The sequence below is a fragment of the Acidobacteriota bacterium genome (assembly GCA_003225175.1).
Taxonomy (GTDB): Bacteria; Acidobacteriota; Terriglobia; order Terriglobales; family Acidobacteriaceae; genus Gp1-AA112.
In genome coordinates this window covers 63,923-90,318 of sequence record QIBA01000066.1, presented here as the reverse complement: position 1 = coordinate 90,318, position 26,396 = coordinate 63,923, and the positions used below count along the sequence as shown (strand labels likewise).

General features: G+C 54.4%; 25 protein-coding genes and 1 tRNA gene. 13 read left to right on the top strand and 13 right to left on the bottom strand.

What is annotated here, in order from left to right; all coding sequences use genetic code 11:
• Positions 1-111 precede the first annotated feature (111 nt).
• From DMG62_19675 to DMG62_19665, 3 genes are all read right to left on the bottom strand, one after another.
• Positions 112-1,347: an aminotransferase gene (locus DMG62_19675; GenBank protein PYY21228.1), complete on the bottom strand. Its 1,236-nt coding sequence runs from the start codon at positions 1,345-1,347 to the stop codon at positions 112-114.
• 110 nt (positions 1,348-1,457) lie between these two features.
• A complete protein-coding gene (locus DMG62_19670) occupies positions 1,458-2,111 on the bottom strand; it encodes an SAM-dependent methyltransferase (GenBank protein ID PYY21227.1) in 654 nt (217 codons plus the stop codon).
• Between the two features lie 18 nt (positions 2,112-2,129).
• Positions 2,130-2,597, bottom strand: coding sequence for a polymer-forming cytoskeletal protein (locus tag DMG62_19665; protein ID PYY21226.1), 468 nt, complete (start codon positions 2,595-2,597; stop codon positions 2,130-2,132).
• Positions 2,598-2,990: 393 nt separating this feature from the next.
• On the opposite strand from DMG62_19665, the gene DMG62_19660 reads away from it, so the two are divergent.
• Together DMG62_19660 and DMG62_19655 are read left to right on the top strand one after the other, a co-directional pair.
• Complete coding sequence (locus DMG62_19660; GenBank protein ID PYY21225.1) at positions 2,991-3,371, top strand: hypothetical protein; 381 nt, start codon at positions 2,991-2,993, stop codon at positions 3,369-3,371.
• A gap of 82 nt (positions 3,372-3,453) precedes the next feature.
• Entirely contained in the window at positions 3,454-4,311 is an 858-nt protein-coding gene (locus tag DMG62_19655; GenBank protein PYY21224.1) for a hypothetical protein, read from the top strand.
• 116 nt (positions 4,312-4,427) lie between these two features.
• Here the strand turns inward: DMG62_19655 and menC are convergent, their stop codons facing one another.
• Genes menC through DMG62_19640 form a run of 3 tightly spaced genes read right to left on the bottom strand, consistent with a single transcriptional unit; the run spans position 4,428 to position 7,275 of the window.
• Positions 4,428-5,585: an o-succinylbenzoate synthase gene (menC, locus tag DMG62_19650; protein PYY21223.1), complete on the bottom strand. Its 1,158-nt coding sequence runs from the start codon at positions 5,583-5,585 to the stop codon at positions 4,428-4,430.
• Positions 5,576-6,373, bottom strand: a complete 798-nt coding sequence (locus tag DMG62_19645) for a GNAT family N-acetyltransferase (GenBank protein ID PYY21309.1) — start codon at positions 6,371-6,373, stop codon at positions 5,576-5,578. Before DMG62_19645 ends, menC begins: the two co-directional genes overlap by 10 nt.
• 26 nt (positions 6,374-6,399) lie before the next feature.
• On the bottom strand, positions 6,400-7,275 hold the full coding sequence (locus DMG62_19640) for a nucleoside triphosphate pyrophosphohydrolase (GenBank protein PYY21222.1): 876 nt from the start codon (positions 7,273-7,275) through the stop codon (positions 6,400-6,402).
• A gap of 60 nt (positions 7,276-7,335) precedes the next feature.
• On the opposite strand from DMG62_19640, the gene DMG62_19635 reads away from it, so the two are divergent.
• Together DMG62_19635 and bshA are read left to right on the top strand one after the other, a co-directional pair.
• Positions 7,336-7,749 (top strand): secondary thiamine-phosphate synthase enzyme, encoded by a 414-nt coding sequence (locus tag DMG62_19635; GenBank protein ID PYY21221.1) that lies wholly within the window; start codon positions 7,336-7,338, stop codon positions 7,747-7,749.
• Between the two features lie 181 nt (positions 7,750-7,930).
• Positions 7,931-9,073 carry an N-acetyl-alpha-D-glucosaminyl L-malate synthase BshA gene (gene bshA, locus DMG62_19630; protein PYY21220.1) on the top strand — a complete coding sequence of 381 codons (1,143 nt, stop codon included), beginning with the start codon at positions 7,931-7,933 and terminating at the stop codon, positions 9,071-9,073.
• On the opposite strand, the gene DMG62_19625 is transcribed toward bshA, so the two are convergent.
• Entirely contained in the window at positions 9,046-10,437 is a 1,392-nt protein-coding gene (locus DMG62_19625; GenBank protein PYY21219.1) for a sensor histidine kinase, read from the bottom strand. The genes bshA and DMG62_19625 overlap by 28 nt on opposite strands.
• 21 nt (positions 10,438-10,458) lie before the next feature.
• On the opposite strand from DMG62_19625, the gene ribA reads away from it, so the two are divergent.
• Both ribA and DMG62_19615 read left to right on the top strand, forming a co-directional pair.
• Positions 10,459-11,115 carry a GTP cyclohydrolase II gene (gene ribA, locus DMG62_19620; protein PYY21218.1) on the top strand — a complete coding sequence of 219 codons (657 nt, stop codon included), beginning with the start codon at positions 10,459-10,461 and terminating at the stop codon, positions 11,113-11,115.
• 96 nt (positions 11,116-11,211) lie between these two features.
• The gene (locus DMG62_19615) at positions 11,212-12,180 is read left to right on the top strand and encodes a hypothetical protein (protein ID PYY21217.1); all 969 of its coding nucleotides are present in this window, start codon (positions 11,212-11,214) and stop codon (positions 12,178-12,180) included.
• On the opposite strand, the gene DMG62_19610 is transcribed toward DMG62_19615, so the two are convergent.
• From DMG62_19610 to DMG62_19595, 4 genes are all read right to left on the bottom strand, one after another.
• Positions 12,177-12,752, bottom strand: a complete 576-nt coding sequence (locus tag DMG62_19610; GenBank protein ID PYY21216.1) for a hypothetical protein — start codon at positions 12,750-12,752, stop codon at positions 12,177-12,179. The two genes, DMG62_19615 and DMG62_19610, sit on opposite strands and share 4 nt — an antisense overlap.
• Positions 12,753-12,761: 9 nt before the next feature.
• Positions 12,762-13,772, bottom strand: a complete 1,011-nt coding sequence (gene lpxD, locus DMG62_19605; protein ID PYY21215.1) for a UDP-3-O-(3-hydroxymyristoyl)glucosamine N-acyltransferase — start codon at positions 13,770-13,772, stop codon at positions 12,762-12,764.
• Between the two features lies 1 nt (position 13,773).
• Complete coding sequence (locus DMG62_19600) at positions 13,774-14,673, bottom strand: lipid A biosynthesis acyltransferase (GenBank protein PYY21214.1); 900 nt, start codon at positions 14,671-14,673, stop codon at positions 13,774-13,776.
• Between the two features lie 225 nt (positions 14,674-14,898).
• Positions 14,899-16,461: a menaquinone biosynthesis decarboxylase gene (locus tag DMG62_19595; protein ID PYY21213.1), complete on the bottom strand. Its 1,563-nt coding sequence runs from the start codon at positions 16,459-16,461 to the stop codon at positions 14,899-14,901.
• A gap of 202 nt (positions 16,462-16,663) precedes the next feature.
• Here DMG62_19595 and DMG62_19590 point away from each other — a divergent pair, with 202 nt between their 5' ends.
• Complete coding sequence (locus tag DMG62_19590) at positions 16,664-17,749, top strand: hypothetical protein (protein ID PYY21212.1); 1,086 nt, start codon at positions 16,664-16,666, stop codon at positions 17,747-17,749.
• A gap of 7 nt (positions 17,750-17,756) precedes the next feature.
• Complete coding sequence (locus DMG62_19585; GenBank protein PYY21211.1) at positions 17,757-18,800, top strand: hypothetical protein; 1,044 nt, start codon at positions 17,757-17,759, stop codon at positions 18,798-18,800.
• 177 nt (positions 18,801-18,977) lie between these two features.
• Here the strand turns inward: DMG62_19585 and DMG62_19580 are convergent, their stop codons facing one another.
• Positions 18,978-19,355 carry a hypothetical protein gene (locus tag DMG62_19580; GenBank protein PYY21210.1) on the bottom strand — a complete coding sequence of 126 codons (378 nt, stop codon included), beginning with the start codon at positions 19,353-19,355 and terminating at the stop codon, positions 18,978-18,980.
• 138 nt (positions 19,356-19,493) lie between these two features.
• Positions 19,494-21,590 (bottom strand): hypothetical protein, encoded by a 2,097-nt coding sequence (locus tag DMG62_19575; protein ID PYY21209.1) that lies wholly within the window; start codon positions 21,588-21,590, stop codon positions 19,494-19,496.
• A 302-nt stretch (positions 21,591-21,892) separates the two neighbouring features.
• Between DMG62_19575 and DMG62_19570 the strand changes: the two genes are divergently transcribed.
• The 5 genes from DMG62_19570 (at position 21,893) to DMG62_19550 (ending at position 26,359) form a co-directional block, all read left to right on the top strand.
• Positions 21,893-21,967, top strand: a tRNA-Gly gene (locus tag DMG62_19570).
• A gap of 791 nt (positions 21,968-22,758) precedes the next feature.
• Positions 22,759-23,529: a hypothetical protein gene (locus DMG62_19565; GenBank protein ID PYY21208.1), complete on the top strand. Its 771-nt coding sequence runs from the start codon at positions 22,759-22,761 to the stop codon at positions 23,527-23,529.
• Complete coding sequence (locus DMG62_19560; protein ID PYY21207.1) at positions 23,526-24,839, top strand: serine protease; 1,314 nt, start codon at positions 23,526-23,528, stop codon at positions 24,837-24,839. The genes DMG62_19565 and DMG62_19560 overlap by 4 nt, the downstream gene beginning before the upstream one ends.
• A 126-nt stretch (positions 24,840-24,965) precedes the next feature.
• The gene (locus DMG62_19555; GenBank protein ID PYY21308.1) at positions 24,966-25,730 is read left to right on the top strand and encodes a hypothetical protein; all 765 of its coding nucleotides are present in this window, start codon (positions 24,966-24,968) and stop codon (positions 25,728-25,730) included.
• Positions 25,731-25,744: 14 nt separating this feature from the next.
• Positions 25,745-26,359: a hypothetical protein gene (locus DMG62_19550; protein PYY21206.1), complete on the top strand. Its 615-nt coding sequence runs from the start codon at positions 25,745-25,747 to the stop codon at positions 26,357-26,359.
• The last annotated feature ends 37 nt before the right edge of the window (positions 26,360-26,396 follow it).

Here is a 26,396-nt window from a genome sequence, read left to right as displayed (position 1 = left end):
TTTCAGATTCGCCAGGAAAACTCAACATTCACACGTTCTGAAGTAACCGCACGTCTGTATGGAAGCAAAGAGGTTTATCGGATGAAATCCGGCAGGAGACCTTTATTCGTATCAGAAATTTCCTTCATTCAAGCTGGCGCATGCCATTACTTTCTCGACTGCGCAGCAGGTATCTTCGACGTCCGTTTCAAAGAGACTTGGATGAACAAGAAATGCGAGGCTGGTCTCCCCAAGCTCTTGTGCTACAGGATGCCGTGATGGCGGCCGCGCGGTCGCAAATGCTTTTTCACGGTAAACCTCGCCGCAGCTCCCGGTGTAACAAGACACGCCCTCATCGTTTATGGTATCGACGATCGTATTCCGATTCCAGCCCCGCGCCAGCTGTTCCGGGCGAACAAAAGCGTAGAAGCGATAGTAAGCAGGTTCTGTATGCTGCCGGAGAGCGGGAACGCGAAGAGCTGGAATTTGTCCGATACGTTTGTGAAGAATGCTAGCAAGGGCGCGACGACGCTCCAGCCAACTGCTCGATTTCTGCAACTGCGCGCGTCCGACCGCAGCCTGCGCTTCAGTCATTCTCCAGTTGGTCCCCAGTGAGTCATGAATCCAGCGAAAGCCATTCCCGTTCGTGCTTCGATCATGGCTCGCGTCATGCACGCCATGATTGCGAAATGCCGAAGCTCTCTCATACAGCTCAGGATTATTGGTTGCCATCATTCCTCCTTCACCCAGAGTGCTGATGATCTTGTCCTGGCAGAAGGAGAAAGCTGCCGCGTCTGCAAATGAGCCTACTGGTCGGCCCCGGTAAGTTGCGCCTTGAGCTTGTGCGCAGTCCTCAATCAGGAACAGCCTGCGCTCGTGAGCGAATTGAACGATGCAATCCATCTCACATGGATTGCCGCCCAGATGAACGACAAGGATCGCCCGCGTTTCTGGAGTCAACACCGTCCGAATCGTGTCGACGGTGACGTTCTGAGTATCACGATCGACGTCGGCAAAGATCGGAGTCGCTCCGCACATAGCGATGCAGCTCGCGGAGGCAAAGAACGAGCGGCTGCTGGTCACGACGTGATCACCAGGTCGAATGCCAACCGAACGCAACGCCAGTTCGAGGGCAACGGTTCCGTTAGCGACTGCAACAGCGTGCTTCGTTCCGCAAGCATCCGCAAATTCGCGCTCAAACAGCCTTCCCTGCTCGCCGGTGCAGTAGTTCACTTTTCCACTGCGCATCACATCGGCAACGGCGGCAATCTCGTCCTGCGCAAAGATCGGCCACTCAGGCATAGGCTGAGTCCGCACCGGCATGCCGCCGTGAACAGCCAAGGTTCCTTTGAGAACAGCTGGATCCATATAAATATCCAGATTGGGAAAATTGAGAACGGAAGCGGGATTCTATCAGAGCTTCGATTTTAGGCAAGCGCCCGCGTCAACCAGTCCGACCCTTAAAAACTCTCCGGAAATCAGCGGACCACGAGGACCTCGCGCACGTTGTCGCGCGCCAGAAAGAACTTGAGGGAAGCGTAGTCGTGAAAGAGGTTTTCAATGTGGCGATTGTTGAACACGCGCTGCAGCCGGAATTGAGGGCCACGTTGGAGTCGCAAGTTGTCCAGCCCATTAATGTGATAGCGGTAGTAAGAAGCGTCCGGGCCTGCGTCCTTGGTGTGAAAAAACGCCAGCAGATAGCCTTTCGGATTTAAGACTGACGCGATGCGTTCGACCATTGGCTTCACGAGCGGTTCTGCGAGGTAATCAGGAATGTCCCAGCAAAGCACAGCGTCAAACTTCACGTTCCTGAAGAGAAGGTTCTCGCGAAAGAAATGGTCCGCGTCGATCGTCGGATTGCCGTTCGCGTCTTTGGCTTTGTACTCGGCGTTTTGCGCCGCGAGTAACACATCCTCGTTGTAAACGCGATGTCCGAGTTCCGTGAAGTGCGTAATGTTGGCCGGAGAGGTTGGTCCCAAATCGAGAATAGCCAGGCCTTCCGAGCCCTGGAGCAATCGTGTTAATTCGCCAAGTCCGCTGGAACGCCGGAACCCGGCGTCAGTTCCCTGCACCGGTTGTTGGCTGTCGGCGGATGACTTGCCTCCGAAGAAGCGCGAGAAAGGATTTGCCACCTGTCGTCGTTATTACCTCTATCCTCTCGTTGTGGAGGCCGGCGCTGCGGGAAGTGGTGAGGAAGACGGCGTAGTTACAGGAGTCACGGGAGTGGAAGTTGCCTGTCCGGCCTGTTGTTCGCGCTTCGCAGTCTGGTCTTTGCTGATGTCGATTCCACCTTTGAAATATGCGCCATCCTCGATGAGGATACGCTGCGTGACGATGTCGCCCGCGAGTACAGCGGATTTTCTCAGCTCCACACGATCTTTGCCGGTGATGTTGCCGTCGACGCGACCGTGAATCACAATTTCCTTCGCAGTGATGTTTGCGCGAATGCGCCCATTGGGGCCGACGGTGAGATTGTGATCGCGCAGCTCGATGCTGCCCTCTACTTCTCCGTCGACATACAAATCTTCACTGCCGGAAAGTTCGCCCTTTACCACGACGGATTTGCCGATGTGCGCTACGTCGGTACGATTCTGTTCGCTGGTTCGATACGTGTCCACGAAATCGACCTCCTGATTCCTCTTACCGGCACATGCCGGCGGTCAAAGTACAGGCACTTGATTTCAGGACGAAGATTCCACGTCCCATTGCGCAAAACATTGCGATCCGGCCCTGCGATCGCGGAGCTTACAAGCTACAGGAGCAGCACAGTTTGGCGCAAACTATACAGAGCACACACCCTGAAAAGCAATGATCGTTCTCGTCGGAAGCAAAACAGCGATCGCTCGCCCTGAGAAGCATTATAGGCTTAGCTCACGCTGTGATGGTCGTGGACGGATAGGCGAATGTGGAATCCCGCTGCTCACTTGCGGCATATTGCTGCCCAACATTGCCCGTCTGCGACGTACTCACGCTTTATAGCTTCAGAGTACATCGGTAGCAAATGCCTGTGTTTGCTGCGATTTGTGGCTTCAACGTTTGGTCATCTTCTTGCATCACGACACGCAGTCGGCTCATTCGGAACGTCGCTGTCAGCAACAGAACCGAAGAACCAGGGGAACAGCGGTTCTGCCATCGTCAGCGGTCAAAACAGCCAATGGGACTGCCTTCTTCCGATTGAGCCGACGAATCATTTTCGGCCCCCTATTTTCAACTTTCTGGCTAAAATTCCTGTCTTCACACTACGTAACCTGCTGAAAACACGAGCTACCTTCGCGAAGACGGGACTTCATCAAATGAACTCCATTTTTGACCGGGAATTGGGCGCAATGAGTGTCTCTTTCGGCGTTGCGGACCGCGTGACTGCAACAAAGCAGCATCGAAATCACGTCTAATGGCTATATAGTCTTACTTAGTACTTTCCACGGGTCCCGTATGGTGATTAGTACTCGCCGATCTCTTATGCGCAGGGCTTTCATGTTGTTCTTCGCATGCGCTTTATCCTGCTGCTCTGCAACGTTCGCTTCCGCTGCTGCAAGCAGTGATCAAGCAACCGAATTTCAGCCGAACGCTCAGGCTCGCGATCTGGTACGCAAAGTCGTGGCCAATGAACTCAAGCAGGAAGAACTCGACAAATCGCGCTACATGTTCAAGCTGAAAAAGGTGACGCCAAAGGTCACCAGAGTTCAGCAAATCGTACAAACGAACCAGGGCAGCATTGCCAGAACGCTGCTGATAGACGGAAAGCCACCAGCTGACGATCTTCGCAAGGCGGAAGAGGAGAAGATCCAGAAGCTCATTGGCGACCTTGATGAACAAAAACGGCGGCAGAAGCGCGAGAAAGAGGACGAAAACCGAGCCCAGATCATGGTAAGGGCGTTACCGAACGCCTTCTTCTACCAGGAAATCAGACGAGACGGCGATACTCTGAAGCTGCGCTTTCGTCCCGACCCAAGCTACGAACCACAGTCTCGTGAAGAGTCGATCTATACGGGAATGGCCGGTGAGCTTTGGTTGAATATTCCACAAGAGCGACTACGCAAGATCGACGCTCATCTTTTCCACGATGTTGATTTTGGTTGGGGCATTCTGGGACGACTCTACAAAGGCGGCAGCTTCATGGTCGAGCAAGAACAGGTGGACGCGAGCCACTGGGACACTACGGTTCTGAAACTTGACTTGAGAGGAAAAGCACTGCTGGTGAAATCACTCGTTTATGACGAGCAGGAATTCGAAAACGATTTTCATCGCCTGCCCGACCACATTAGCCTTGCTGAAGGTGCGGATATTCTGAAAAAGGGCGTGCCCGAGCTCGCGCAGAAAAACGGTCAATAACTTCAGACAAGTTCTCAGGCGAATTCTCGTAACACCGGCTGCGACTTAGGGAGGGGCGTCGGCTTCAGCCGTGCCGTGTTGGATGGCTAGCGTGGCGGCTTAGCCGCTTGGGTATTTTACTTCCAGAAATGGACCAGTCCGCTTCTGCTCCGCAGCCGAAGAGAGACCGCAGTGGCCAAGGCAGAAAGGGTTTTTTGTTTCTCGACGGCACGGCTGGAGCCGACGCCCGCTAAGTCACTCCTCTGCCAGAGGAATATCAGACTCTCACAGTTGCCGCTTGCTTCAGGGTCTTCTTTCGTACGGTGAGACGATCGATTAGATCCAGAGACGTCGCCCGGAAGCGAGAAGTTTGGCAAAGTCGAGAGCGCGATATTGTGGGCACGTCCGATGCCGCTCTCGAGCATCCCGCCGCACCATACTGGAATGTTGTTCGCCGCGGCCACATCGTGAATCGCGATTGCCTCGGCGAATCCGCCTACGCGGCCAACTTTGATGTTGATAATGCCACACGATCCCAGTTCAATCGCCGCTCGCGCACTGCGAGCGTGGTGAATCGCTTCGTCGAGACAGATCCGGGTTTTGAGCTGCTTTTGCAGAGTGGCATGGAAGTAAAAGTCGTCGTTCCAAAGAGGCTGCTCAATCATGAGCAAATTGAACTTGTCGAACTGCTTCAGATGCTCCACGTCGTCGAGTGTGTACACGGAGTTCGCATCGCAGCTCAGCAGGATTTCTGGCCAGCGAGCTCGAACGCGTTCAAAGATCTTGAGATCCCATCCAGGCTTGCACTTTAGCTTGATGCGCTGATAGCCGGCAGCTAGTTCTTCTTCAGTCTTGCTCAGAAGTTGTTCAATTGAGTTCTGAATGCCCAGTGAAACTCCGCAGGCAATCTCCCGGCGTACTCCGCCCAGGAGGTTCCATAATGGAACACCTTTCGCTTCGGCCTCGGCTTCCCAGACGGCATTCTCAAGCGAAGCCTTAGCCATGCGATGACCGCGAACTCGCTTCAACAGATCAGGTACGTCGCGACCCGAGCGAATATCGCGTCCGAGCAAAGCAGGAGCAAGCTCGTCTTGGATCACGTACCAGGCGGTTTCAAGCGATTCTTCGCTGTAATAAGGGTGCTCTCCGGCCACGCACTCACCCCAGGCGGAGATCCCGTCAAGTTTAAGTTCAACCAGCAACACACGACGCTCGGTAGTCCTGCCGAAGCTGGTTTCAAAGAAGTGCACGAGCGGCATGTGCAGCTCGTGCATCGTAATCGATTCTATGTACATGACGACGCCGTTTCCCGCTCCATCTCGGAGCCAAACTCAAATCGCTCTTCCGGATGCGCGAGCAGAAAACTCCCATTGCCCAGCTGGTCGCGTTTGTAACCCAATACCACCAGGCCTTCGGAGAACGCCTTTAAAAATTGTTCCCGATTCGCAAGCTGTAATTCGCGGGCGCGATCGCGAGTCGCTGGATCATTCTTCCAGTCGTAAACATGGGCGGGCACTTTAATGACCACCTCTGGCTTAACGTGAATCGGCTGTCCAGCTTCGAGAAGTCGCCGCACTCTAGCCGAATTGAGCCACCACTCCGCAATGCAGCGATCGGTCGGCAGTCCGCCCTGCAGTGGTGAGGACGAGATGCCGTATTGGTTGATGGTATAGCGCCTGGCGATGACTCCCAGCCTCTCGATATTGAGATAAGCGTTTTTAATCTCGAGGGGATCGAAGGTCCACTCCATCAGTTCGAACTTTCGCGCAATCGCATCGTCACGCTGCGCCAGCTTTAGTCGACGACCGAGTCCTGCATTTCGATGTTCTTCGCGGACTGCGAGCATGTGCGAATGAAGATAAGTGCGTCCGTCGCGTGAACCCGGGATAGAGAGAGCAAAACCGATGAGCATTTGGCGAGCAAAAGCTCCAATGACTTGTCCGCCGATCTTGCTCGCGACCACAAACATCCGAACGGGGATCAAATCCGCGTCAGAGAACCCCCAAACTTCGCGCTGCAAATCTACGCAGGCTTGAAATTCGGTCACCTCGCGACAGTGACGCAGTTCAATGGAATCCTTCAGATTGTCGGCGGATGCAGCCCGGGTATTCAATGCTTCACCTCTTCGGCCTTTGAGTTCTGCCAGAGCGCCTCCATTTGCTCGATGTTCATCTCTTCAAGACGTCGTTCCTGTTCGCGCGCTTGGTTCTCCATTGCCTCGAAGCGCCGGCGAAACTTCTGCGTGGTACGACGCAGTGCCGATTCGGGATCGACGTTGAGAAAGCGGGAAAGATTGACTAACACGAAGAACAGATCCCCCACTTCAGCTTCGATGCGTTCCTGAAGCTCCGGAGAGACCTCATGAGTTCTCGAACCTGCATGCCCACCTGCCGGCTTAATCGGCTGCGGGAGATCCGAAATGTTGTGCTTGAGTTCGGCGACTTCTTCGTCGAGTTTTTCAAAGATGCCGGAGATCTCTGCCCAATCAAATCCAACGGAGGCAGCCTTTCGACTGAGCTTCGTGGCTTCAAGAAGCGCGGGCATAGCGCGGGACACTCCGCTCAGCAGTGATTCCCTGCCCAGTTCCGTGGATACAGGATTCTTCTGTGAGGCTTCTGCTTTTTTAAGTGCTTCCCAATTCCGGACTACCTCATGTGCAGTATCAGCTTTCCTGTCCCCAAAAACGTGTGGATGACGTTTCACCAGCTTGTCAGAAAGCTGATCCATTACATCATCAATAGAAAAGTAGCCGGCCTCTTTTGCCATCTCCGCGTAAAAGAGCACTTGAAGGAGGAGGTCACCTAATTCGCCGGGCAGTTCTTTCCAGTCACGATTCTCTATTGCTTCGAATACTTCGTAAGTTTCCTCCAGCGTGTACGGCTTAATGGAATCAAAGGTCTGCTCTCGGTCCCAGGGACAACCGCCTGGCGCCCGGAGGCGCGCCATGATGTTCACCGCTCGTTCAAACTTCTCGCCTGTAGGCATAGAGCTAATCTAAATGACGCATGCGGTGATTGTCAGTGATAACGCTGCTATGCTCGTCTCGTGAAGAGTCATACTGAGTACCTGAAATTCAACACGAAGAAGCATCGAGACTACATCCACATCACTCCGCAGGTGGAAGCAGCCGTGAGGAAGAGCGGAGTGGAAGAGGGGCTGGCGTTCGTCTCGGCGATGCACATCACCGCCGCTGTCTACGTGAACGACAACGAATCGGGGTTGATTCAGGACATCGACGAGTGGCTGGAGAAGCTCGCGCCCTTTCGCGAAAACTATCGCCACCATCAAACTGGTGAGGATAACGGGGACTCGCACCTCAAGAGTCTGCTTCTGCACCAGTCGGTAACCTTGCCGATCACCAAGGGCAAACTCGATCTCGGAACGTGGCAAAGAGTCTTCTATGCCGAGTTCGATGGACAGCGGGAAAAGCGGGCGATCATAAAAATCATTGGGAAGTAATCGCCAAACATCAATCCGGCCCGGCCACGGGTGTTTGCATGCAGCAACCACGCGTCCCCAAGTGCGCTGTATAAACAAAGTCAAAACCTGGCCGAGGGCAGCCGGAGCCACGTTTCGGCCCAAAGTTTTTGCAGCGCGCCTCCGCTGCAGACATCCAATCCCGGGTATCCTGCTGAACTGCATGAAAATCGGAATCACGTGTTATCCCACGTACGGCGGCAGTGGAGTTGTTGCTACCGAACTGGGAATCGAACTTGCCCATCGCGGGCATGAGATTCACTTCATCTCCTACTCTCAACCCTTTCGCCTTACTACGCTGCACGACAATATCCGTTACCACGAAGTTACGGTTTCGCAGTATCCGTTATTCGAGTACCCGCCGTACGATCTGGCGCTGGCCACGCGCATGGCGGAAGTTGCCGAGATTTATGATCTCGATCTTCTCCACGTACACTACGCGATTCCCCATGCAGTAAGTGCAATGCTAGCGCGCCAGATGCTATCCCATGCCACGTTCCCGCGGCATTTGCCCTACGTGACCACATTGCACGGCACAGATATCACGTTGGTAGGACAAGACCCTTCCTACCTCCCTGTGACTAGGTTCTCGATCGAACAAAGTGATGGCGTGACCTCGATTTCTGATTACCTGCGCGAGCGCACCATCCAGGAGTTTGCAGTTCGCAATCCGATCGAAGTGATCCACAATTTTGTGAACTGCGATTTATATAAACGGCCGAAGGATATTAGCGCCGATCGTTCGATCTTCGCGGAGCCGGAAGAAAGACTGCTTGTCCACCTCTCAAATTTTCGTCCGGTAAAGCGCATTGGAGACGTGATTGAAATCTTCGATCGGGTGCAGAAGGAAATTCCTGCGCGGCTGATGATGATCGGAGATGGTCCGGAACGTTCAGCGGCGGAATGGCAGGTGCGGCGGCTCGGACTCCTGAATCGCGTAAATTTCCTTGGCAAGCAGGATAACGTGCACGAGAAGCTGGCGCTCGCCGACCTGATGTTGTTGCCGAGTCAGCTCGAGTCGTTTGGGCTGGCCGCCCTGGAAGCGATGGCGTGCGAAGTGCCGGCAATCGCGACCAATGTCGGTGGATTACCAGAAGTAATCGAAAGCGGCAAGAACGGGTTCCTCGGAGAAGTGGGCGAGGTGGAGAAAATGGCTGCTTTCGCGATTGACGTTTTGTCCAACGAAAAGCGTCTGCGCGAGATCGGAAAACTTGCACGCTTTGAGGCGCAATCGCGTTTCTGCGCGTCGAAAATTATTCCCCAGTACGAGAAGTTCTATCAGCGCATACTGGAGCGAGCCTCGTAAATCGCCGATGCTGCCGAAGACTCCTTATCCGTCTGTAATAGGGGCAGTTCGATTGAAATCCGCGTTCCTCTTCCGGGACTGCTCTGAACAGCCATGTGTGCGTTAGCGCCATAGAGCACTCGCAGGCGCTCGGCCACGTTGTGCATGCCGATTCCTTCGGTGTGCAGCTGAGTTCCATCGTTATCGTCGCGCGTATACCGGCGACGCTCACCGAAACGGCCGTTGACCGAGGCCATTCCCACACCATCGTCTTCGATATCGATACGAAGGTGATGTTCAGACTGCAATCGACTCCGAACGATGATCTTGCCGCCCTCGATCTTCGGCGCAAGACCGTGCTTGATGGCATTCTCGACGATTGGTTGCAGCACCATGCTGGGAACAATCACATCAAGGGTTTGAGAGTCGAGGTCCTTCACGACCTGCAGCTTTTCCGGACCAAAACGGGCGACTTCGATGTCGAGATAGTTGTCGATGAACTCCATCTCCTCCCGCAGCAGGACAAATGCGTCATGTTTCCTGAGCAGCGAACGCAGTATGTTGGCGAGCTTCACAATCAAGTCTCGCGCCTGCTCTGGGCGAACACGCACGAGAGAGGAGATTGAGTTCAAGGTATTGAAAAGAAAATGGGGGTTGATCTGGCTTTGCAGCGCGTCCAGGCGAGCCTGCAACAGTAGCCGTTCCTGTTCTTCCAGCTTGAGTTCAATGCGCGTCGCATTCCAGATTTTGATCGGAATCGCGACGGCAGCGATCGTGCCAGCGTAGACTGCGACTTCCACCCAAAAAGTGTCTCCGCGCAAGAAGAACACTCGACCGGGAAATGCTCGCCCAATCTGCTCGCGAAGAAACTGCAGGAGCAGAATTCCAACGAAGAAAGCCACCTGCCAGTCGTGTCGCGGACGCGGAAAATTGCGGCGAATCCAGCGGTAGACGCTGAGATCGACCATCGGAGAGAACGACCAGATGTCTTCCCGATTGGCAGCGTATTCACGAAATGCGCCGGCAACATACCCGGCGAGCGCATCCAGTGGGAAACCGAGGAATTCATGCCGCCATAATTCCGGAATCGCGCACAGTGCAGCCAGTGCGACACCCGCGAGGCGGCCACCCATCACGCCAACGATGATTGCGCTCTCGAATGCGACGTCCGCGGCAGAGAAGCTCGGCACTGTTGCTCGTACCCACACACCAAGAGCGACCGGAACGCCCACGAATAAAACGATCTGAATCTGCTGCCGCGTACTCCGAATCTCATTGCGAAACAGAATGGACTTGAAGTAACGCGAACGAACTACTGCGCTGGCAATGGCGGCGACTACGCCAAGCCTGATGAGCAGAGTGATGAGTGTTAACTTCTGGTCCACGCAGTTGTAAGCCTAGCAGGAATGGCTGGATATAATTTAAGAACAATTAGGAGCAACCACATTAAACTTGAAGCCAAAAAGCGCGCCGAAGCCGATTTCCCCACGAAATTCGGCCACTTCCGGATACTCGGCTTTGAAGGCACTCGACGCGATCCTGAGACGGGGCGCCCAGAGGCAGCAGTTGTCTTGGTTATGGGTGATATCTATTCAGAGGCTCCGCTAGTTCGAATCCACTCTCAATGCCTCACAGGTGATGTGTTTCACTCGCTTCGCTGCGATTGTCGCCAACAACTTGAGCTGGCGCTGCAGCTCATTGCCAATGCTGGGGCTGGGATTCTCCTTTACGAGCAGAAAGAAGGGCGTGGCATCGGCCTAATTGCCAAGCTACAAGCCTACGAACTCCAGGATCAGGGACTCGACACAGTAGAAGCCAACGAGAAGCTCGGATTCAAAGCGGATCACCGAGAATTCGATTTACCAGCGGCTGTCTTGCACGTGATGGGAGTCGATGAGGTACGTCTGATCTCCAACAACCCTCAGAAGGTCGCAGCACTCGAGTCCGCTGGAATCCAAGTAGTCGAGCGTGTTCCTTGTGAGCCCCTCGTCGGAGAACGCTCCGCGGCATACCTCAAAACAAAAAAAGAGAAGCTGGGACATTTACTGGGGCGAGAGGATTAAGAACACTGTCCTAGATGGGGCAGGTTTAGGGAAAGACATCAGCTTCAGCTTGCGACTTCGTCAGAGTAGCTGCAATCCGCATGGCGAATTTCGCTGATGACATCTGTGCGCCAGGATGCGTCATCAGATATGGACATGCCTCTGAGTCGCAAACGCCGGCTGCCACTCGTGCGTGAAGCCGACGCATCTGGGCGAACCCTGGAAATCTTTCAGGAAATCAAGGCTGCGCTCGGAGTTCCGCACGTAAATCTCATTTTTCAGGCGTACGCTGCGTATCCCAAGTTCCTAGATTCCATGTGGAAGGCGATGCAGCCAGCGGTAGAGACTCGGGAATTTTTTCAAAACGGCGATCGATTGAGAGCCGAAGCCTACACTCGTACTCATAATTATTTTCTGGTTCCCGACCTCTGCAGCTGCATCCGAGATATTCATTTTTCAACCGGAGCCCAACACGAACTCACGGATGTGGTGGAGCTATTCCACTACAACAATCCTCTCCTGCTGTTGATCACAGCAATGCAACTACACGCGTTTGAGGATGGACCGCCGCATCCCCGACGCGCCGAAACTGGCGCTGACCATCCGGTAATCTCGCAAAAGCCCGTGCAGATCACGGAAGAGAGTGCCCCTGCGCCAATGCGCAAGATTTACGAAGACATCAAGCGGACGCTTGGCGTGAGCTTTATCAATACCGACTACCAGGCTTTGGCACGCTGGCCAGATTTCCTGACCATGTACTGGAATGCGTTCAAGCCTCTTGCCTCCTCTCCTCTTTACGGAGAGAATCGTCACGCGCTCCGGGAGTCTGCTCTCGCACTTGCGAGTGACCTTCCCAACGGTCCGCAACTCAGCGTGGAACCGATGCAAGAAGCGGGGCTCACAGAAGACGAGATCAGCGCCGGCATTCACATAACGGAGGAATTTCTCGATGTTCTGTCAGGGCTCTTGTTGAATGTGGCGTTCGCCAAGATCGCGCTCGAAGGGGGCAATAGGGTCAAAGCCCCATTGCGCGCACCTGAGCACATGCCAGGACAATATCCCGATCATCCGGAACGAGCCGCCTAAACAGGTCGCGCGAGCTTAGCTTCCAACATCGACACAAGAGCAGGATCGAGCCGATTGGAAGATGCAGCAAATACCGGCTTGTTCCGTTTAACCCACTCACTAGCTTTGAAGTCAGAGCTGCGAATTATGAACGCGTCCGCGCGTTCGAGCTGCCGCTTTACCGATTGCTTGAAGTCAAACTGCGCAGCATCGAGAAGCAGCAGCAATACTGTGGGATCAAGAAACTCCATTGCTGAGGCGGACTCAACTATTACGGCGGCAGCCGATGCGAGCTCTGCCTGTAGAAAAGCGCAAGCTTCCTTCAAAGAAGAATCTTCACTTTGAACCAGAAGTGCGCGATCTGCTCCCGATCGCAGGAATTTGGCGGTGTCGCTTTCATCCTTCGTGGGATTTTGATTCCAAATCGTCCATCCACCGCTCTCTTTAAATATTTCGCAATGTCGCGGTGCATGCAGATGATTTGTAATCTTTACAGCCGTCCATTTGACTCGGGGCAGTGCGACGATGATGTTACAGATGAGAGTGGTCTTGCCGATGTTCTTCGTTTGGCCGCCGACCACGATCAGTGCCATAACGGCAGGCTACTCTTCCTTTTTTCGAGTTAGCCGCGAAAGAGTGGCCAGTTCTTTGAGATAGTCTTTGATTGGACGAGCAGGGGTTCCCCAAAAGACGACGCCTTTCCCTCGAATGACTTTGTTACTTGGAATTCCGCTCTGGGCGCCGAGAATGACTCCGGCTTCGATTTCCACGTGATCGGCGATCCCGACCTGGCCTCCAACGATTGCGCCCGCCCCAATGCGTGAGCTACCGGAGATTCCAGTCTGCGCGGCCACGACAACATCCTCGCCGATTTCGACATTGTGACCGACATGCACCATATTATCGAGCTTCGTACCACGTCGAATGACGGTGGCATCGAGTGCTCCACGATCTACGGTGCAATTAGCCCCGATGTCAACGTCATCTTCGATTATGAGACGTCCCACTTGGGGAAAGAGTTGATAATGTCCGGCATCATCGCGGGTATATCCGAAGCCAGTGGACCCGAGTACACTTCCCGCCTGCACCACCACTCGATTCCCCAGTGTCGTTCCCGGATAGATCGTCACGTTAGGGCGAATCTGGCACTCTTCGCCCACAATTACATTGCTGCCAATGACAGAATTAGCTTCAATGGAACTGTGGTTTCCGATGCTGGCGCCTTCTTCAATCACAACCCCAGGTCCAATCCAGGTTTTTTCGCCAATTTTCGCTGACAAATGAATTTGCGAGCTCTCGTCATGGCCAACCCGCCTTTCAGCGCGTGAGAACAGAGCCGCGACACGAGCGAAGGCTAGCTTTGGATCAGAAGAGATCAGAAGCGGCTTCGAGCTTTGCGCATTCGCGCCAAATTGCCCTGTCAGGACAAGCGAGGCTCGTGATTCGAGGGCTTCTTTTAGCATGGAATCATCTGCTGCAAACACGACATCGCCCTCTTTTGCCGATCGGATGCTGGCGATGCCGCGCACGCGCGTTGCTCCGTTGCCTTTGAGAATCGCACCGCAGTGGCGGGCGATCTCCTGCGCTGATTGGGTTGAGGCGTTTGCGCTCATTTCAATAGATCGGCGGTTCTCCGGGAGGACGAGTTTTCCACCGGCGGTGAACCCACAACCACTGTTCAGGATACCGGGTCACATAATTCTGAATCACGCGATTAAAGAGAGCTGTGTTGGTAATTGCATCGGCGTCATCGTCTCCAGTGGATACTAACTGCAACGTCGGATCAAAACGAACTCGATATTTCTTCAGGTTCTTGTCCCAGATAGTAAATGCCGGGACCACAGCCGCGCCGGAGCGAAGAGCTACCCTCGCCATTCCCGAGGCTGTACATGCAGGCTTACCAAAGAAATTCACGAATACGCCTTGTGGCGGCGTCATGTTCGTATCCATTAGGATGCCAACGGTTTCTCCGGCCTTCATCGCAGCCAGCAGTCCCCGGGCAAAGTCTTCCTTAGCGAAGGTCTGGTTGCCATGTAGTGTGCGGTAACGCTCGACCAGCGCGTCGACTTTGGGATTGTCCAGCCTGCGAACCACGATCTTGATGGGGTTCCCAAAGATGGAGTGTACGAACGATCCAATCTCCCATGCTCCCAGGTGGGCGGTAAGAAGCAGGACGCCGCGGCCGGCATCGCGCCCCGCAGTGTAGTTTTCAAATCCATCATAGAGAGCAACGCTGCGCGCATTTTCGGCGGTGTAGCGGGGAAACATGCAGAACTCAGCGAGATGCCGCCCAAAGCCAGTGAACAGTTCGCGAATAATTTGGCTGTGCCGGTTCTTTGGCATTTCTGGAAACGCAATCTCCAGATTACGCATGCCCACTCTTCGTAATCGTCCAACGACAATGTATGCTGCCATGCCCAGTCCGATCCCGAAAGCCCGCGACAGGCGGCGCGGTAGAGATCCAAGCACTCGGACAAAGAGATACACCGCCACATATTCGAATTTCTGGCGCATCAGGAACGTGCGACGGTAACATTCGAGTGCCGATCAGTGCAATCGAGATCGTCAGAGTTGAACTCTAATTTTAGGACCGTCGCGCGCCCTTTTGCGGTTTTCGCTGGGATATCCAAGAATCCTTGGAAATGACAAAGGCTTGTGCACAGGGGCATAGTCCTCCTAGCGGGTCACGTCGTCTTTGCCTAAACACCCGCGCGGGGCGCACGGCAGTCCTGGAGACGGTTATTCAATGCCCAGGCTCTTCCACTTTTTGTCCACGATGGCTTTGATTGCAGGATCCATCGTGATCTCGTCAGGCCAGCGCCGCGAGAAGCCCTCGGTCGACCATTTTCTTGTGGCGTCAATTCCCATTTTGGAACCGTAGTTTGCCAGCCGAGAAGCGTGATCAAGTGAATCGATGGGTCCAAGCGTGAACTGGATGTCACGCTCGGGATCAATATTGTTCAGGGCCTTCAGGGTTACTTCGCCAATGTCGTGGACATTCACGTCTTCCTCTACCACGACGATGCATTTCGTGAACATCGCCTGCCCGAGTGACCAGATTCCGTGCATCACCTTGCGCGCCTGTCCTGGATACGACTTCCGAATGGAGACGATCATCAGGTTGTGAAACACACCTTCTACCGGGAGATTGACATCGACGATCTCAGGCAACGTCAGCTTCATCAGCGGCAGGAAGATGCGCTCGATAGCTTTCCCCATCCAGGCGTCTTCCATCGGAGGCTTGCCGACGATGGTTGTCGCATAAATGGGGTCTTTGCGATGTGTAATGCAGGTGACGTGGAAAACCGGATACTCATCTTCCAGAGTGTAGAAGCCGGTGTGGTCGCCAAAGGGACCTTCGGGACGAAGCTCGTCGAGCAGCACGTATCCCTCAAGAACAATTTCTGCGTTGGCAGGGACCTCCAGATCGACGGTCTCGCATTTCACCAATTCGACAGGTTCCTGCCGGAGAAAGCCGGCAACGATGAACTCCTCAACATCGGGAGGCGCCGGAACTACTGCTGAGAAGGTAAGTGCTGGATCGGTGCCAATTGCCACGGCAACTTCCATCTTCCCTGCCGGACGACCACCTTCAGCCAGCATGCTGCCACCAGATGAGCGAGCCATGATGTCCACAGCGGCGCCTCTGCCTCCGTCTTGCGCGCCAGCAGCGGCACCCATGCGCAGCCGCTCTCGATAATGTTCTGCGGCCACCTTCTGGCGCTGCCAGTGCATGCCGGTAGTGCGCTCGTCATACACCTGCATGCGATACATGCCAATGTTTCGTTTTCCCGTTCTGGGATCACGCGTGATCACACATGGCAGCGTAATGAATCGTCCGCCATCTTGAGGCCAGCATTTCAAAATGGGAAAGTCGAGCAACGAGAAATTGCCTTTCTTGATGACCTCCTTACAGGCACCCGTCGAGACCACTTTGGGGAACAACTTACCCATATCCGCCAGCATCGGAAGCATCTTCAGCTTTTCGAGGAAGCCTTCCGGGGACTTCATGTTCAGCAGCTCGCGGATTCGTCCTGCGATCTCATCAAGAGAATCAACGCCAAGCGCCAGCTTCATCCGCTTCTCGGAGCCAAACTGATTGATCAGGAGCTTGGAGCCCGGATGTCCCTTCAGCTTCTCGAAGAGCAAAGCGGCGCCGCCCGGTCTGGGAACTTGAGATTTCGATATGCGGTCGGCAATTTCAGTAACTTCGAGAATTGGATCTACTTCTGTGCGAATGCGCTTCAGTTCGCCCGCGCGTTCGAGCGCAACCACCCAATCGCGCAGATCTCGGTATGACAAAAGAAAGCTCCTGAGCTTCTAAGCTCCTAAGCCACGGAGCTTGAATGTGCATCGAAAAGAAATTCGATTATACGGACGGCAGGCGGAAAATCCCTCAGAGCTCAGCAGCTTAGGAGCTTAGAAGCTTCTGCGTCCAACCACAATCCAGCAGCACACATCCTAGATTAAGAATTCATTTCTCTCTCCCGAGGTCTGCCTTTTGATGGCGTCCAAGCTGAACCGTGAAGCCGAATATCTGAATGCGCTCTTCTCTCTAACTCTTACCCCTACACAGGCAGGCAGGGCTGTCTCTCTCATTGCCTCGCTCACGCCCATCGAGCGATCCGAGTTCACCTCCCTGGCAGATTCGCATCACGTTCTTGTGCGTGGCCTGAACACCGTTCTCGATCGCAGCACTCGCGACGGCGATACGGTACTCGCGCAGTGGGCGACTGAAGAGTTGGAAAAGGAACACAAACGCATTTCGACCGCGCTCGTCTACCTGCGCGACATTTGCGAAGAACTGGAAAGCGCCAACTGCCCGATTACAGTGATGAAGTCACTCGATCACTATCCGGACCTCGGCAATGATCTCGATCTTTATAGCACCGCCGATGAACGCGCGATCTGCGATGTGATGACTGGCAAATTCAACGCGCATATTGAGCCGCGGAGTTGGGGCGATCGGCTGGCCCATAAATGGAATTTTGCTGTACCCGGGCTAAAGGAGTCGGTCGAGATTCATGTGCAACGGCTCGGACAGATGGGAGAGCACATTGAATTAGCTCGTCGATTTGTAACGCGCCGTGTGCTTAAGGTTGTCGAAGACAAAACCTATCATGTTCCTGCTCCGGAAGAACGAATCATTGTGGCAACTCTGCAACGCATGTATCGCCATTTTTACTTCCGGGTATGTGACATCGTTAATTCGGCGGCGATTATCGACTCAGGTGAATTGAATTTTGATGAATTGAAGCGTAGCACCGAGGCCGCCGGAATCTGGCCCGGAGTAGCGACATACATGACAGTCGTGTCAGATCACATCAAGCAATATCGCGGTACGCCGCTTGGATTGCCGGAGTTTGTATTGGCCGCGGCCCGCTTCGGCGGAAACGAAGTTCGGCCGCGTGCCCGGTTCCTGCGTGTCCCCGTGCTCCCGCATGGCGCTGCGCTGTACACATATCAGGTGACTCAGGCAGCCGCCAGAGGAGACGTCCCTGCGACTTTTCGCTTGAGTCTGCTTCCATACCTGGCTTCAGCCGCAGCGGTCGCCTACAAAGTCACAGGCAGCGACAAGGGAGTTTGGTAGAGAAGGCATAAATCTCCTGTTGACGAAGTGCCTGGCGCCCGGCGTTTTTCAACGTGCAGAGGAACGTTTCTTGGTGATTCCACGCTGTTCGCTGGGCCGCGCGGCGCGACCCGGCGCTCCGCGATGCAGATTGCTTCGCGATAAGCTGCTAGATGTGCCTCCTCACATTCTCGTTGGAACTGCGGGTTTTTCCTACAAAGACTGGGAAGGGATCGTTTACCCGCCCGGGCTCAAGAAGAAGCAGCATCCTCTGCAGTTTCTGGCCCAATACTTCGATTGCTGCGAGATCAACACTTCGTTCTACGGGCACATTCGGGCAAAAACGGGAAAAGAGTGGTGTGACCTCGTTGCCGAAGTAAATCCCGGTTTTCAGTTCACAGCAAAGTTATTTCGTAGTTTCACTCATGCTCCAGGCGCATCGCTGCAGTCCACCTCGGCGGCGACGCTCAATCCGCTCGACGAAGATGAGTCGAATGCCAAAGAAGGACTCAATTCGATTGCTCAGGACAAAAGACTCGGAGCGCTTCTTATTCAGTTCCCGATTTCGTTCAAGAACACGGATGAGAATCGCGACTATCTGGAGAAGTTGATCAACAGGTTTCGAGAGTATCCGCTGGTCGTCGAGGTGCGACATGCAACCTGGGATCAGCCAGAGATTCTCGCGCAGTTTGCGGAGCAGAATGTTGCCTTTTGTAACATCGATCAACCGCGACTCGGCCGGAGTGTGGCAGCTACGGAATATTCCACCGGTCCTGTCGCTTACGTCCGACTACATGGACGGAACTACAAAGAATGGTTCCAATCCGATAATCGCAACGATCGCTATAACTACCTCTACACACCTGAGCAGCTAAAGCCCTGGAAGCAAAAGATCGAGCGACTCGGCGAAAAGGCGCAAAAGACCTTCGCCATCACCAACAATCATTACAAGGGCAAAGCGGCCGTAAACGCCCTGGAGCTCAAAGGCATGCTCACTGGAAAGAAGGTGAAAGCTCCCGGAACGCTGGTGGAGCATTATCCCGAATTAAAGGATTTTGCCGAGGCGGGCTAGGCCAAAATTATGACATGGTTCCTGCCGCCCTCGACCGGTGCAGGGTTGACGATTTCATGCTTGCGGATCAAACGAACAAACAACATGAGCCCGAAAATGCTTCTTACGAAGGACTCCTGGTTCTTCCCGCCGCTGTCCGGCCGAGGGCGACTGGAACCACGTAACCAAGAGCCATGCCTATCCGATGCGCCTCAACTTGTTCCGGATTAGCACCTCACGGACTGAATCAGTGAGAGCGTTCAACGAGTAAGCCTTTACCACAAATGCGTCCGCCTCCCGCAGAATTTCGGGGGGAGGGGTATGGTTGCCAGTAACCAGAATCACAGGCATTTGTGGATCCAGGCGACGAAGGTTCGCGACGAAAGCTGAATCGCTCGCCGACTGCGGAAACAGGTCGGTGATTACGAGGTCGAAAGCTTCTGTTTTCAGGCGGTTAAGGGCATCCGACGGCGATTCGGCTGTGGTGACCTCGTATCCCGCTCGGCCTAGAACGATCTGATTAAGTTCGTTGATTCGTGGATCATCATCTACGCACAAAATACGAGCGCCAGTCATGATCGTGGGAGTGCTTCAGCTACTAGGATGCACCCTTGGCGGGGCTAATGGTATCAACTTCCCAATTCGGCACAGTTACTTAAGGACATTGTACCCACTGTCCGAAAGGACATGTACCAGCTCTGCGGAAATCGGGTTTTAGGAGTTCTCGGCTCGCAAAGAGGCGGCGCGCCGTTCCATTTCCATCCCCAGGCGCTGGCGAAGGGTGCTGCGGTCGTGAGCGCGCGCAAGTGCTTCGCGCAGCTTGTGGGTCAGCTCTGTTGAGCTGAAAGGCTTCTGGATGAAAGATACGTCTGCATTGGAAATGCCCTGACGTACAGTTACATCGTTCGTGTATCCCGACATAAAGAGCACGCCAATGTCGGGACGCATCTGCTTGACTCGCTTCATCACCTCCGGGCCCTTCATCTTGGGCATCATGACGTCGGTCAAAAGCAGATCAATCGGCCCTGTGAATTGCATACAAATGCGGATTGCCTGGTGACCATCCTGCGCCAGGAGAGCGGTATAACCCATGGTCTCGAGCGTCTCGAAGATCAGGTCTCGCAATGGTTCGGAGTCTTCGACTACGAGGATCGTGGCTCCGTCAGCGCTCGGGACAATGCTGGGCTTCGCCAACTCCTGCGAACTGACCAGCCTTGTGGCAGGCAGATAGATTTGGAAACTCGTCCCACGGCCCAGCTTGCTGTCCACTTCAATATATCCGCCGCTCTGCTTAATAATGCCGTAAACCGTTGCCAATCCTAATCCCGTGCCCTTGCCGGCAGCTTTGGTCGTATAAAAGGGTTCGAAGATGTGAGCGCGGGTTTCATCATCCATTCCCGTTCCCGTATCCGTGATCGTCAACCGAACGAACGGCCCTGGCGCAACTCCGAACTTGGGAGCTTGTGCCTGCTCGATCACAACGTTCTCGGTTTCGATGTTGAGCTTGCCTCCATTTGGCATGGAGTCGCAGGCGTTGATCACCAAATTCAGCAGGATCTGCTCGACTTGCACCGGATCCGCCATGATCGACATCAGACCCGGATAGAGTGACATCGAAAAGGAAATATCTTCCTTGATGAGGCGCGGCATGAATCCGTCCGGATTGCTGATGATCTGATTCAGATCGAGTGGCTTTGGCTGGAGTACCTGCTTGCGCCCAAAGGCCAGCAGCTGACGCGTAAGTCCGCTGGCTGTGTCCCCGGCCTTTCTGATCTTTTCGATTTTGCGGCGCTGGCTCTCTGAGAGCTGAGGATCGGTCAGCAGCAGTTCGCCGTATCCAACAATAACGTTTAAGAGATTGTTGAAGTCGTGGGCCACGCCGCCTGCGAGCAGCCCGATAGCCTCCATCTTCTGGGACTGTTGCAGCATGCGCTCGGAAGCTGCCAATGCCTCTTTCGCGACCTCTTCTTCAGCTTCTGATCGATCCAGCCGTGATGCGGAAATCCAAATCAACCCGGCAAAAAGGACAATTTGAGCGATTACCAGCGCAGCGACCATGAACCGCATATCGCCAACGACGGTGAAAGCGTGGATCGCGACGAACCCAAGAACGCAGGGAAAGATTATGGCAGCCAGTAACAGCTTACGGGCCAGCCATCCAGCCGGACGCGGTGTTGCGAGCACTGCCATGAATCCTTCATGAGGACTGTGGACCAGAATCGAAATCGATAGTATGAAAAAGCCTAAGCCCGTGTGTAAGCCCATCGATGCATAGTGTGAAGACCCGTACAAGAACGGTACTCCATAGAGATATCCAATAATCGCCAGAAGGGCGCTCAGTCCTACAAATGCAGCCAGCAGCTGCGCTATCTTGATCGCTCGTTTTCCGCGAGTGAGCAGAAGCAGTGCCGCACCTACAACGAAGAAATCCAGTGCCGTGACGTGAGAAATCCGGCCCGGACAGATGGCTTCGGCCCGATCGATAAAACACAACTGGTCGATCTTGAGATCACGATGGAACAAGTATTCGATTAGCGTGAAAATGCCGATCACGAGCGTCAGCACAGACGCGAGCGATGCAAGGCAACGGAGCTTGCGCGATGATTCGGAACGCAATAAGAAGGCCAGCGCAACTCCACCGCAAATGAAGCCAATCGCGGTGTTCGCCTTCATGGTTACTTGGCCCGGAAGAAGAGTTTTAAGAAAGCTACTATCGAAAAACCAGCCTAGGAGAACCGTGGTGCCTAGAAGGACGAGAAAGATCGCGCCCCCGCGGGCCATCGTCCTGAATTGGGAATCGTCGTTGTGCATGCTCGGCAGCTCTGTCCACTGTCGTCCGCGAGCTGCTGCTCAAGCGCGACAATATGACTACAATGTAAAAGCACGACAAGTGCCATTGCGAGTCCCACCTAAGCCCCTGAATACAAAAGGCTTGGGTCCGTAAAAGGCGAGCATTTGGGCCAGTTTGTCACATCCCTCGTCTCAGTGCGCCAAATCGGCGCCTATAGATTTGGTCCCGGATGGTGTCATCCATTAGTGTCCAGGAAGGATTGGGAGTCACTCAATTGCGAGCCCCTTTTCACGGTGTTAGACTCGCCATAATCAATGAGCGAGCGGGAGTAGTTCAGCGGTAGAACGTCGGCTTCCCAAGCCGGATGTCGCGGGTTCGATCCCCGTCTCCCGCTCCAGCTTTAATGCGGCTCGCCAGAGCCGTCATGATGCGGGTCTATAATTTCACTATCTTGATTCGGCTCTGCCTTATCGTCGTTCTCGGTTTATTTTCTGCGATTTCTGGCTCTACGGTACTTGCTCTCCAACAGCCCGAGACGCCAAAGACTCCGGTCGAATCTGCTGCAAGTAGCAACCGCACCGTACTCATCCTGCCCTTTCACAATGATTCGAAAGCTCCTGGACTGGAATGGATCGGTGAAGCCTTTTCTGAAGTCTTAGGCCAGCGCATGCAATCCCCATCGGTCTTCATAATCAGCCGCGAAGATCGGCTGTACGCTTTCGACCGAGTCGGAATTCCTGCCAACACACAACTCTCGCGCGCTACGTTGCTGAGAATCGCCGAGCAGATGGGGGTCGATTACGTGGTGCTCGGAAACTATAACTACGATGGCAATTCGTTCTCTACGAAGGCGCAATTCCTGGACATGCGACGGTTGCATCTCTCGCCATACGTTGCCGAATCGGGATCACTGCTACAGCTGATCGACATACAGGCCGCCATCGCGTGGGACCTGATGCATACCATTCAACCGGGCCTTATAGCTACAAAGCAGGATTTCACTACTGAGACGAAGAACATCCGTCTGGATGCATTGGAGAATTACGTCCGTGGAGTTGTGGCGACAGCTAACGCTGAGAAGATCAGGCGTTTGAAAGAAGCCGTGCGCCTGAATCCGAACTATACCGTCGCGATTCTCGCATTGGGAAAAACCTACTTTGATCAGCGAGAGTACTCGTCGGCAGTCGCGTGGCTTTCGAAGATTCCGCAGTCAGACAAGCACGCCGCAGAAGCGAACTTCTTTCTCGGACTCGCTGCCTATTACAGCGGGAACATCGATCGCGCGGCCGAGGCGCTCCGCGTAGTCGCGGACAACCGGATTATCACTTCAACCTTGCTCTATCGCTTGCCCGGACTACGGACAAGCAGGCTGCCATTCGAGAATTAAAAGAAGTATTGAGCCTTCGCCCGACAGATGCCGAGGCAAGAAATTATCTGCAAACGCTCGCCTTGGGAAGCTCTTCCCTCGCACGTCCCCCATTGGAGCGAATCAAGAGAAACTACGACGAGGCATCTTTCAGGCAGCTTGCCTTCGCCATGGAGAATGCTGAGGAAGCGCAGATGGCAAACTCCAATCCAAGGAAGCATGCTGCCATGCACGTGGATCAGGGAAAGCAACGGCTATCGCAAGGTTTCTATGAGGAAGCGCGCGATCACTTCCGTAAGGCGCTTGCCCTCGATCCGCAGAATTCCGAAGCGCATTTGGGTCTGGCGAATGCGCAGATTGCACTCAACGATTTGGCGGGCGCTCGTTCCGAATTGGAACAATCATTGCGTGACAGGCCAACGTCCGAGACCTACGTTGTCTTGGCTCAGCTGCACCTGAAAGAGAACAAGCTGGATGCAGCGAACGATGACTTAACCCAGGCGCTTCGCTTGGAGCCCACCAACAGCTCCGCGCTGCAATTAAGACAGCAACTCACCTCCCGACTCGACACGCCGCCGAGGAGCAAGCAATGACGCGCCTGATCCATTCCTGGCGACGCGCTTTTTGGTTGATACCCTTCGCATTCGGGTTGTCAGCTCACGCCGATGTTGTTCGAATCGTTATCGATGGAACCATAAATCCAGTTTCTGCCGAATATATCGAGCGTGGCCTGGCGCGCGCTGCCGACCAGCACGCGCAGGCCTTGCTGATGGAAATCCAAACTCCCGGCGGACTCTCGGACTCCACCCGCCAGATCATCGCCAAAATGCTGGCCTCGCCTGTTCCGGTGATTGTGTATGTCTATCCCAGCGGAAGCAGGTCGGCCTCTGCGGGCTTCTACATTCTCGAAGCTGCCGATATCGCGGCAATGGCTCCGGGCACCAATACCGGAGCCGCGCATCCCGTGCTCATGGGCATCACTATGGATCCCGTGATGAAGGAAAAGCTCGAGAACGATTCCGCTGCTTTCATCCGTTCTTACGCCGGCAAGCGGGGACGCAATGTCGAGATTGCCGAGAGTGCCGTGCGTCAATCGAAATCATTCACCGATCAAGAGGCTCTGCAACAGCACTTGATCGACTACGTGGCTAAGGATGCTTCTGAACTCCTGAAAGACATCGACAGTAAGACGATAACCCGCTTTGATGGGAAGACGCTGCTCCTCCACACCTCCGGGGCACACATCGTCGATTACGAGATGTCGCTCAAGGAAGTGATCCTCTCATTCTTGATGGACCCGAATATCTCCTTCCTGATCCTGATGATCGGCTTGGCCGCGATCTACGCCGAACTGAATCATCCCGGAGCAATCATTCCCGGAGTTGTAGGCATCATTTTCGTAGTCCTGGCGGTCTTCGCACTCAACCTGCTACCTTTGCGTTTCGCCGGGGTGGCTCTCATTTTGACAGCGTTCATCCTGTTCGCCTTAGAGGCGAAGTTCGCCACCCATGGCGCTCTCGGCATAGGTGGGATTGCGGTGATGATCCTGGGAGCGTTACTGCTGGTCGACGGACCAATTCCACAAATGCGGATTCAGCCAGTCACGGCGATCGCAGTCAGCATCACTTTCGGCCTTCTTACAATCTTCCTGCTGAACATCGCTGTCCGGGCCCGCAGAGGCAAGGTCGTGACAGGCGAGAAAGGGCTGATCGGCGAGTTAGGGATGGCGCAAACGACGCTTCGGCCTGAGGGCAAGGTCTTCGTTCACGGCGAGATCTGGAACGCTTACTGCCCAGCGGGAGCCGAATCGGGGCAGACGGTCCGGGTCTCCGGAATTCACGATCTCGTTCTTACTGTCGAACCCGTCTCGGTGGGTGTACCCGCTGGTTCCAGTCTGAAATAGCACACTCTCGTAACTTCTACTCAGGCTTATGCTTGAGTCGGACAGCACAAATCCTAGGGTAAAATCCGCACCAGTTCACCCCGAAACCTTTGTGCGGAAGAAAAGGATAGGAAATTGGATTATCTAATTCCGGCCATTGCCATCATCGTTGGACTATACCTGATCAGTTCGATCAAGATTCTGGCGGAGTACGAACGCGGAGTCATTTTCCGTCTCGGCCGTCTGCTGAGCCAAGCCAAGGGTCCAGGCGTAATTCTGGTTTTCGTTCCGATCGATCGCATCGTTCGTGTCTCTCTCAGGCAGGAAGCGCTTGAGGTGCCTCCGCAGGACATCATCACCCGCGACAATGTCACGCTGAAAGTGAACGCTGTGATCTTCCTGCGCGTAATCGATCCGAACAAAGCTGTGGTTGAGGTCTCAAATTATGTCTACCAGACCTCCCAGTTCGCGCAAACAACATTGCGGTCAGTACTGGGCGAAGTCGAACTCGACGAGCTACTTTCGCATCGCGAGAAGTTGAATCTCCGGATTCAAACCATCCTCGACCAGCACACTGCTCCATGGGGCGTAAAGGTGGTGAACGTCGAGGTTAAGCAGGTCGATCTGCCCGAGAGCATGCTCCGCGCCATGGCCAAGCAAGCCGAAGCAGAGCGCGAAAAGCGCTCGAAGATCATTCATGCCGAAGGCGAATTCTCAGCGGCACAACGGCTTGCGGACGCCGCACAGGTACTGGCAACTCAGCCGATGACCTTGCAGCTTCGGTATCTGCAAACTTTGACTGAGATTGGTGTTGAAAAGAATACGACCATCGTGTTCCCGCTGCCGATTGAGTTAATGAGCAGCCTGAACAAGATTTTGGAAGCGCACGCGCAGATGAACAAGTCTGCGTAATACCAGAGGTTTCAATGTCGGAACAGCAGCAAGATACAGAGATCATATTGGGAACAGGGAAACTGCTCGGCATCTTCTTCGTTCTCGTAGCGATGTGCGGAACTTTTTTTGGGCTCGGTTATGCGCTGGGCCGGAATTCCGGCCCCATGGCACTGCAGAACGGAACTGCCTCGGCCGTGAACACTTCGGGCGCTAAGCCTGGAGCAGGTGTCACGGTCAATGCGCCAAGAGTAGTCGTCACTTCTGCGCCCGACGCAAACACAAGCGCACAACTCGAGCAAACTCCGCCAGTGCAGCCAGCGCCTGCAGACAACGCCGCTCCGGCCAGTACTCAGCCAACTGCCTCTGTGTTGCCCGTAGCAGCCACCACGAATCCGTCCACGACATTGTCCGACCCCACGACTGGCGGCAACATCACGGTGCAAGTTGCCGCGGTCACCAAGCAGGAAGATGCCGATGTACTAGTCGCAGCCCTGCGCAGGAAGAACTATCCCGTATTCGTTGCTCCGGGAACCAGCGTCGACAATCTCTATCATGTGCAGATTGGGCCGTTTGCGGAACTCAAAGATGCCGAGGCCATGAAGAGCAAACTCGCGGGCGACGGATACAACGCAATCGTTAAGAAGTAATCGGTACAAAATTAAGGTTTTCCCAAAAAGGTACATC

Coding starts and splice junctions, on each gene's coding strand:
- DMG62_19580 (PYY21210.1), bottom strand. CDS start 19,355: ATGACTGGCGCTCGTATTTTGTGCGTAGATGATGATCCACGAATCAAC.
- menC (PYY21223.1), bottom strand. CDS start 5,585: ATGTACATAGAATCGATTACGATGCACGAGCTGCACATGCCGCTCGTG.
- ribA (PYY21218.1), top strand. CDS start 10,459: ATGGCTGGATATAATTTAAGAACAATTAGGAGCAACCACATTAAACTT.
- DMG62_19655 (PYY21224.1), top strand. CDS start 3,454: ATGTTGTTCTTCGCATGCGCTTTATCCTGCTGCTCTGCAACGTTCGCT.
- DMG62_19550 (PYY21206.1), top strand. CDS start 25,745: ATGTCGGAACAGCAGCAAGATACAGAGATCATATTGGGAACAGGGAAA.
- DMG62_19575 (PYY21209.1), bottom strand. CDS start 21,590: ATGCACAACGACGATTCCCAATTCAGGACGATGGCCCGCGGGGGCGCG.
- DMG62_19675 (PYY21228.1), bottom strand. CDS start 1,347: ATGGATCCAGCTGTTCTCAAAGGAACCTTGGCTGTTCACGGCGGCATG.
- DMG62_19600 (PYY21214.1), bottom strand. CDS start 14,673: ATGCGCCAGAAATTCGAATATGTGGCGGTGTATCTCTTTGTCCGAGTG.
- DMG62_19640 (PYY21222.1), bottom strand. CDS start 7,275: ATGCCTACAGGCGAGAAGTTTGAACGAGCGGTGAACATCATGGCGCGC.
- DMG62_19590 (PYY21212.1), top strand. CDS start 16,664: ATGGCGTCCAAGCTGAACCGTGAAGCCGAATATCTGAATGCGCTCTTC.
- DMG62_19560 (PYY21207.1), top strand. CDS start 23,526: ATGACGCGCCTGATCCATTCCTGGCGACGCGCTTTTTGGTTGATACCC.
- DMG62_19610 (PYY21216.1), bottom strand. CDS start 12,752: ATGGCACTGATCGTGGTCGGCGGCCAAACGAAGAACATCGGCAAGACC.
- bshA (PYY21220.1), top strand. CDS start 7,931: ATGAAAATCGGAATCACGTGTTATCCCACGTACGGCGGCAGTGGAGTT.
- DMG62_19615 (PYY21217.1), top strand. CDS start 11,212: ATGACATCTGTGCGCCAGGATGCGTCATCAGATATGGACATGCCTCTG.
- lpxD (PYY21215.1), bottom strand. CDS start 13,772: ATGAGCGCAAACGCCTCAACCCAATCAGCGCAGGAGATCGCCCGCCAC.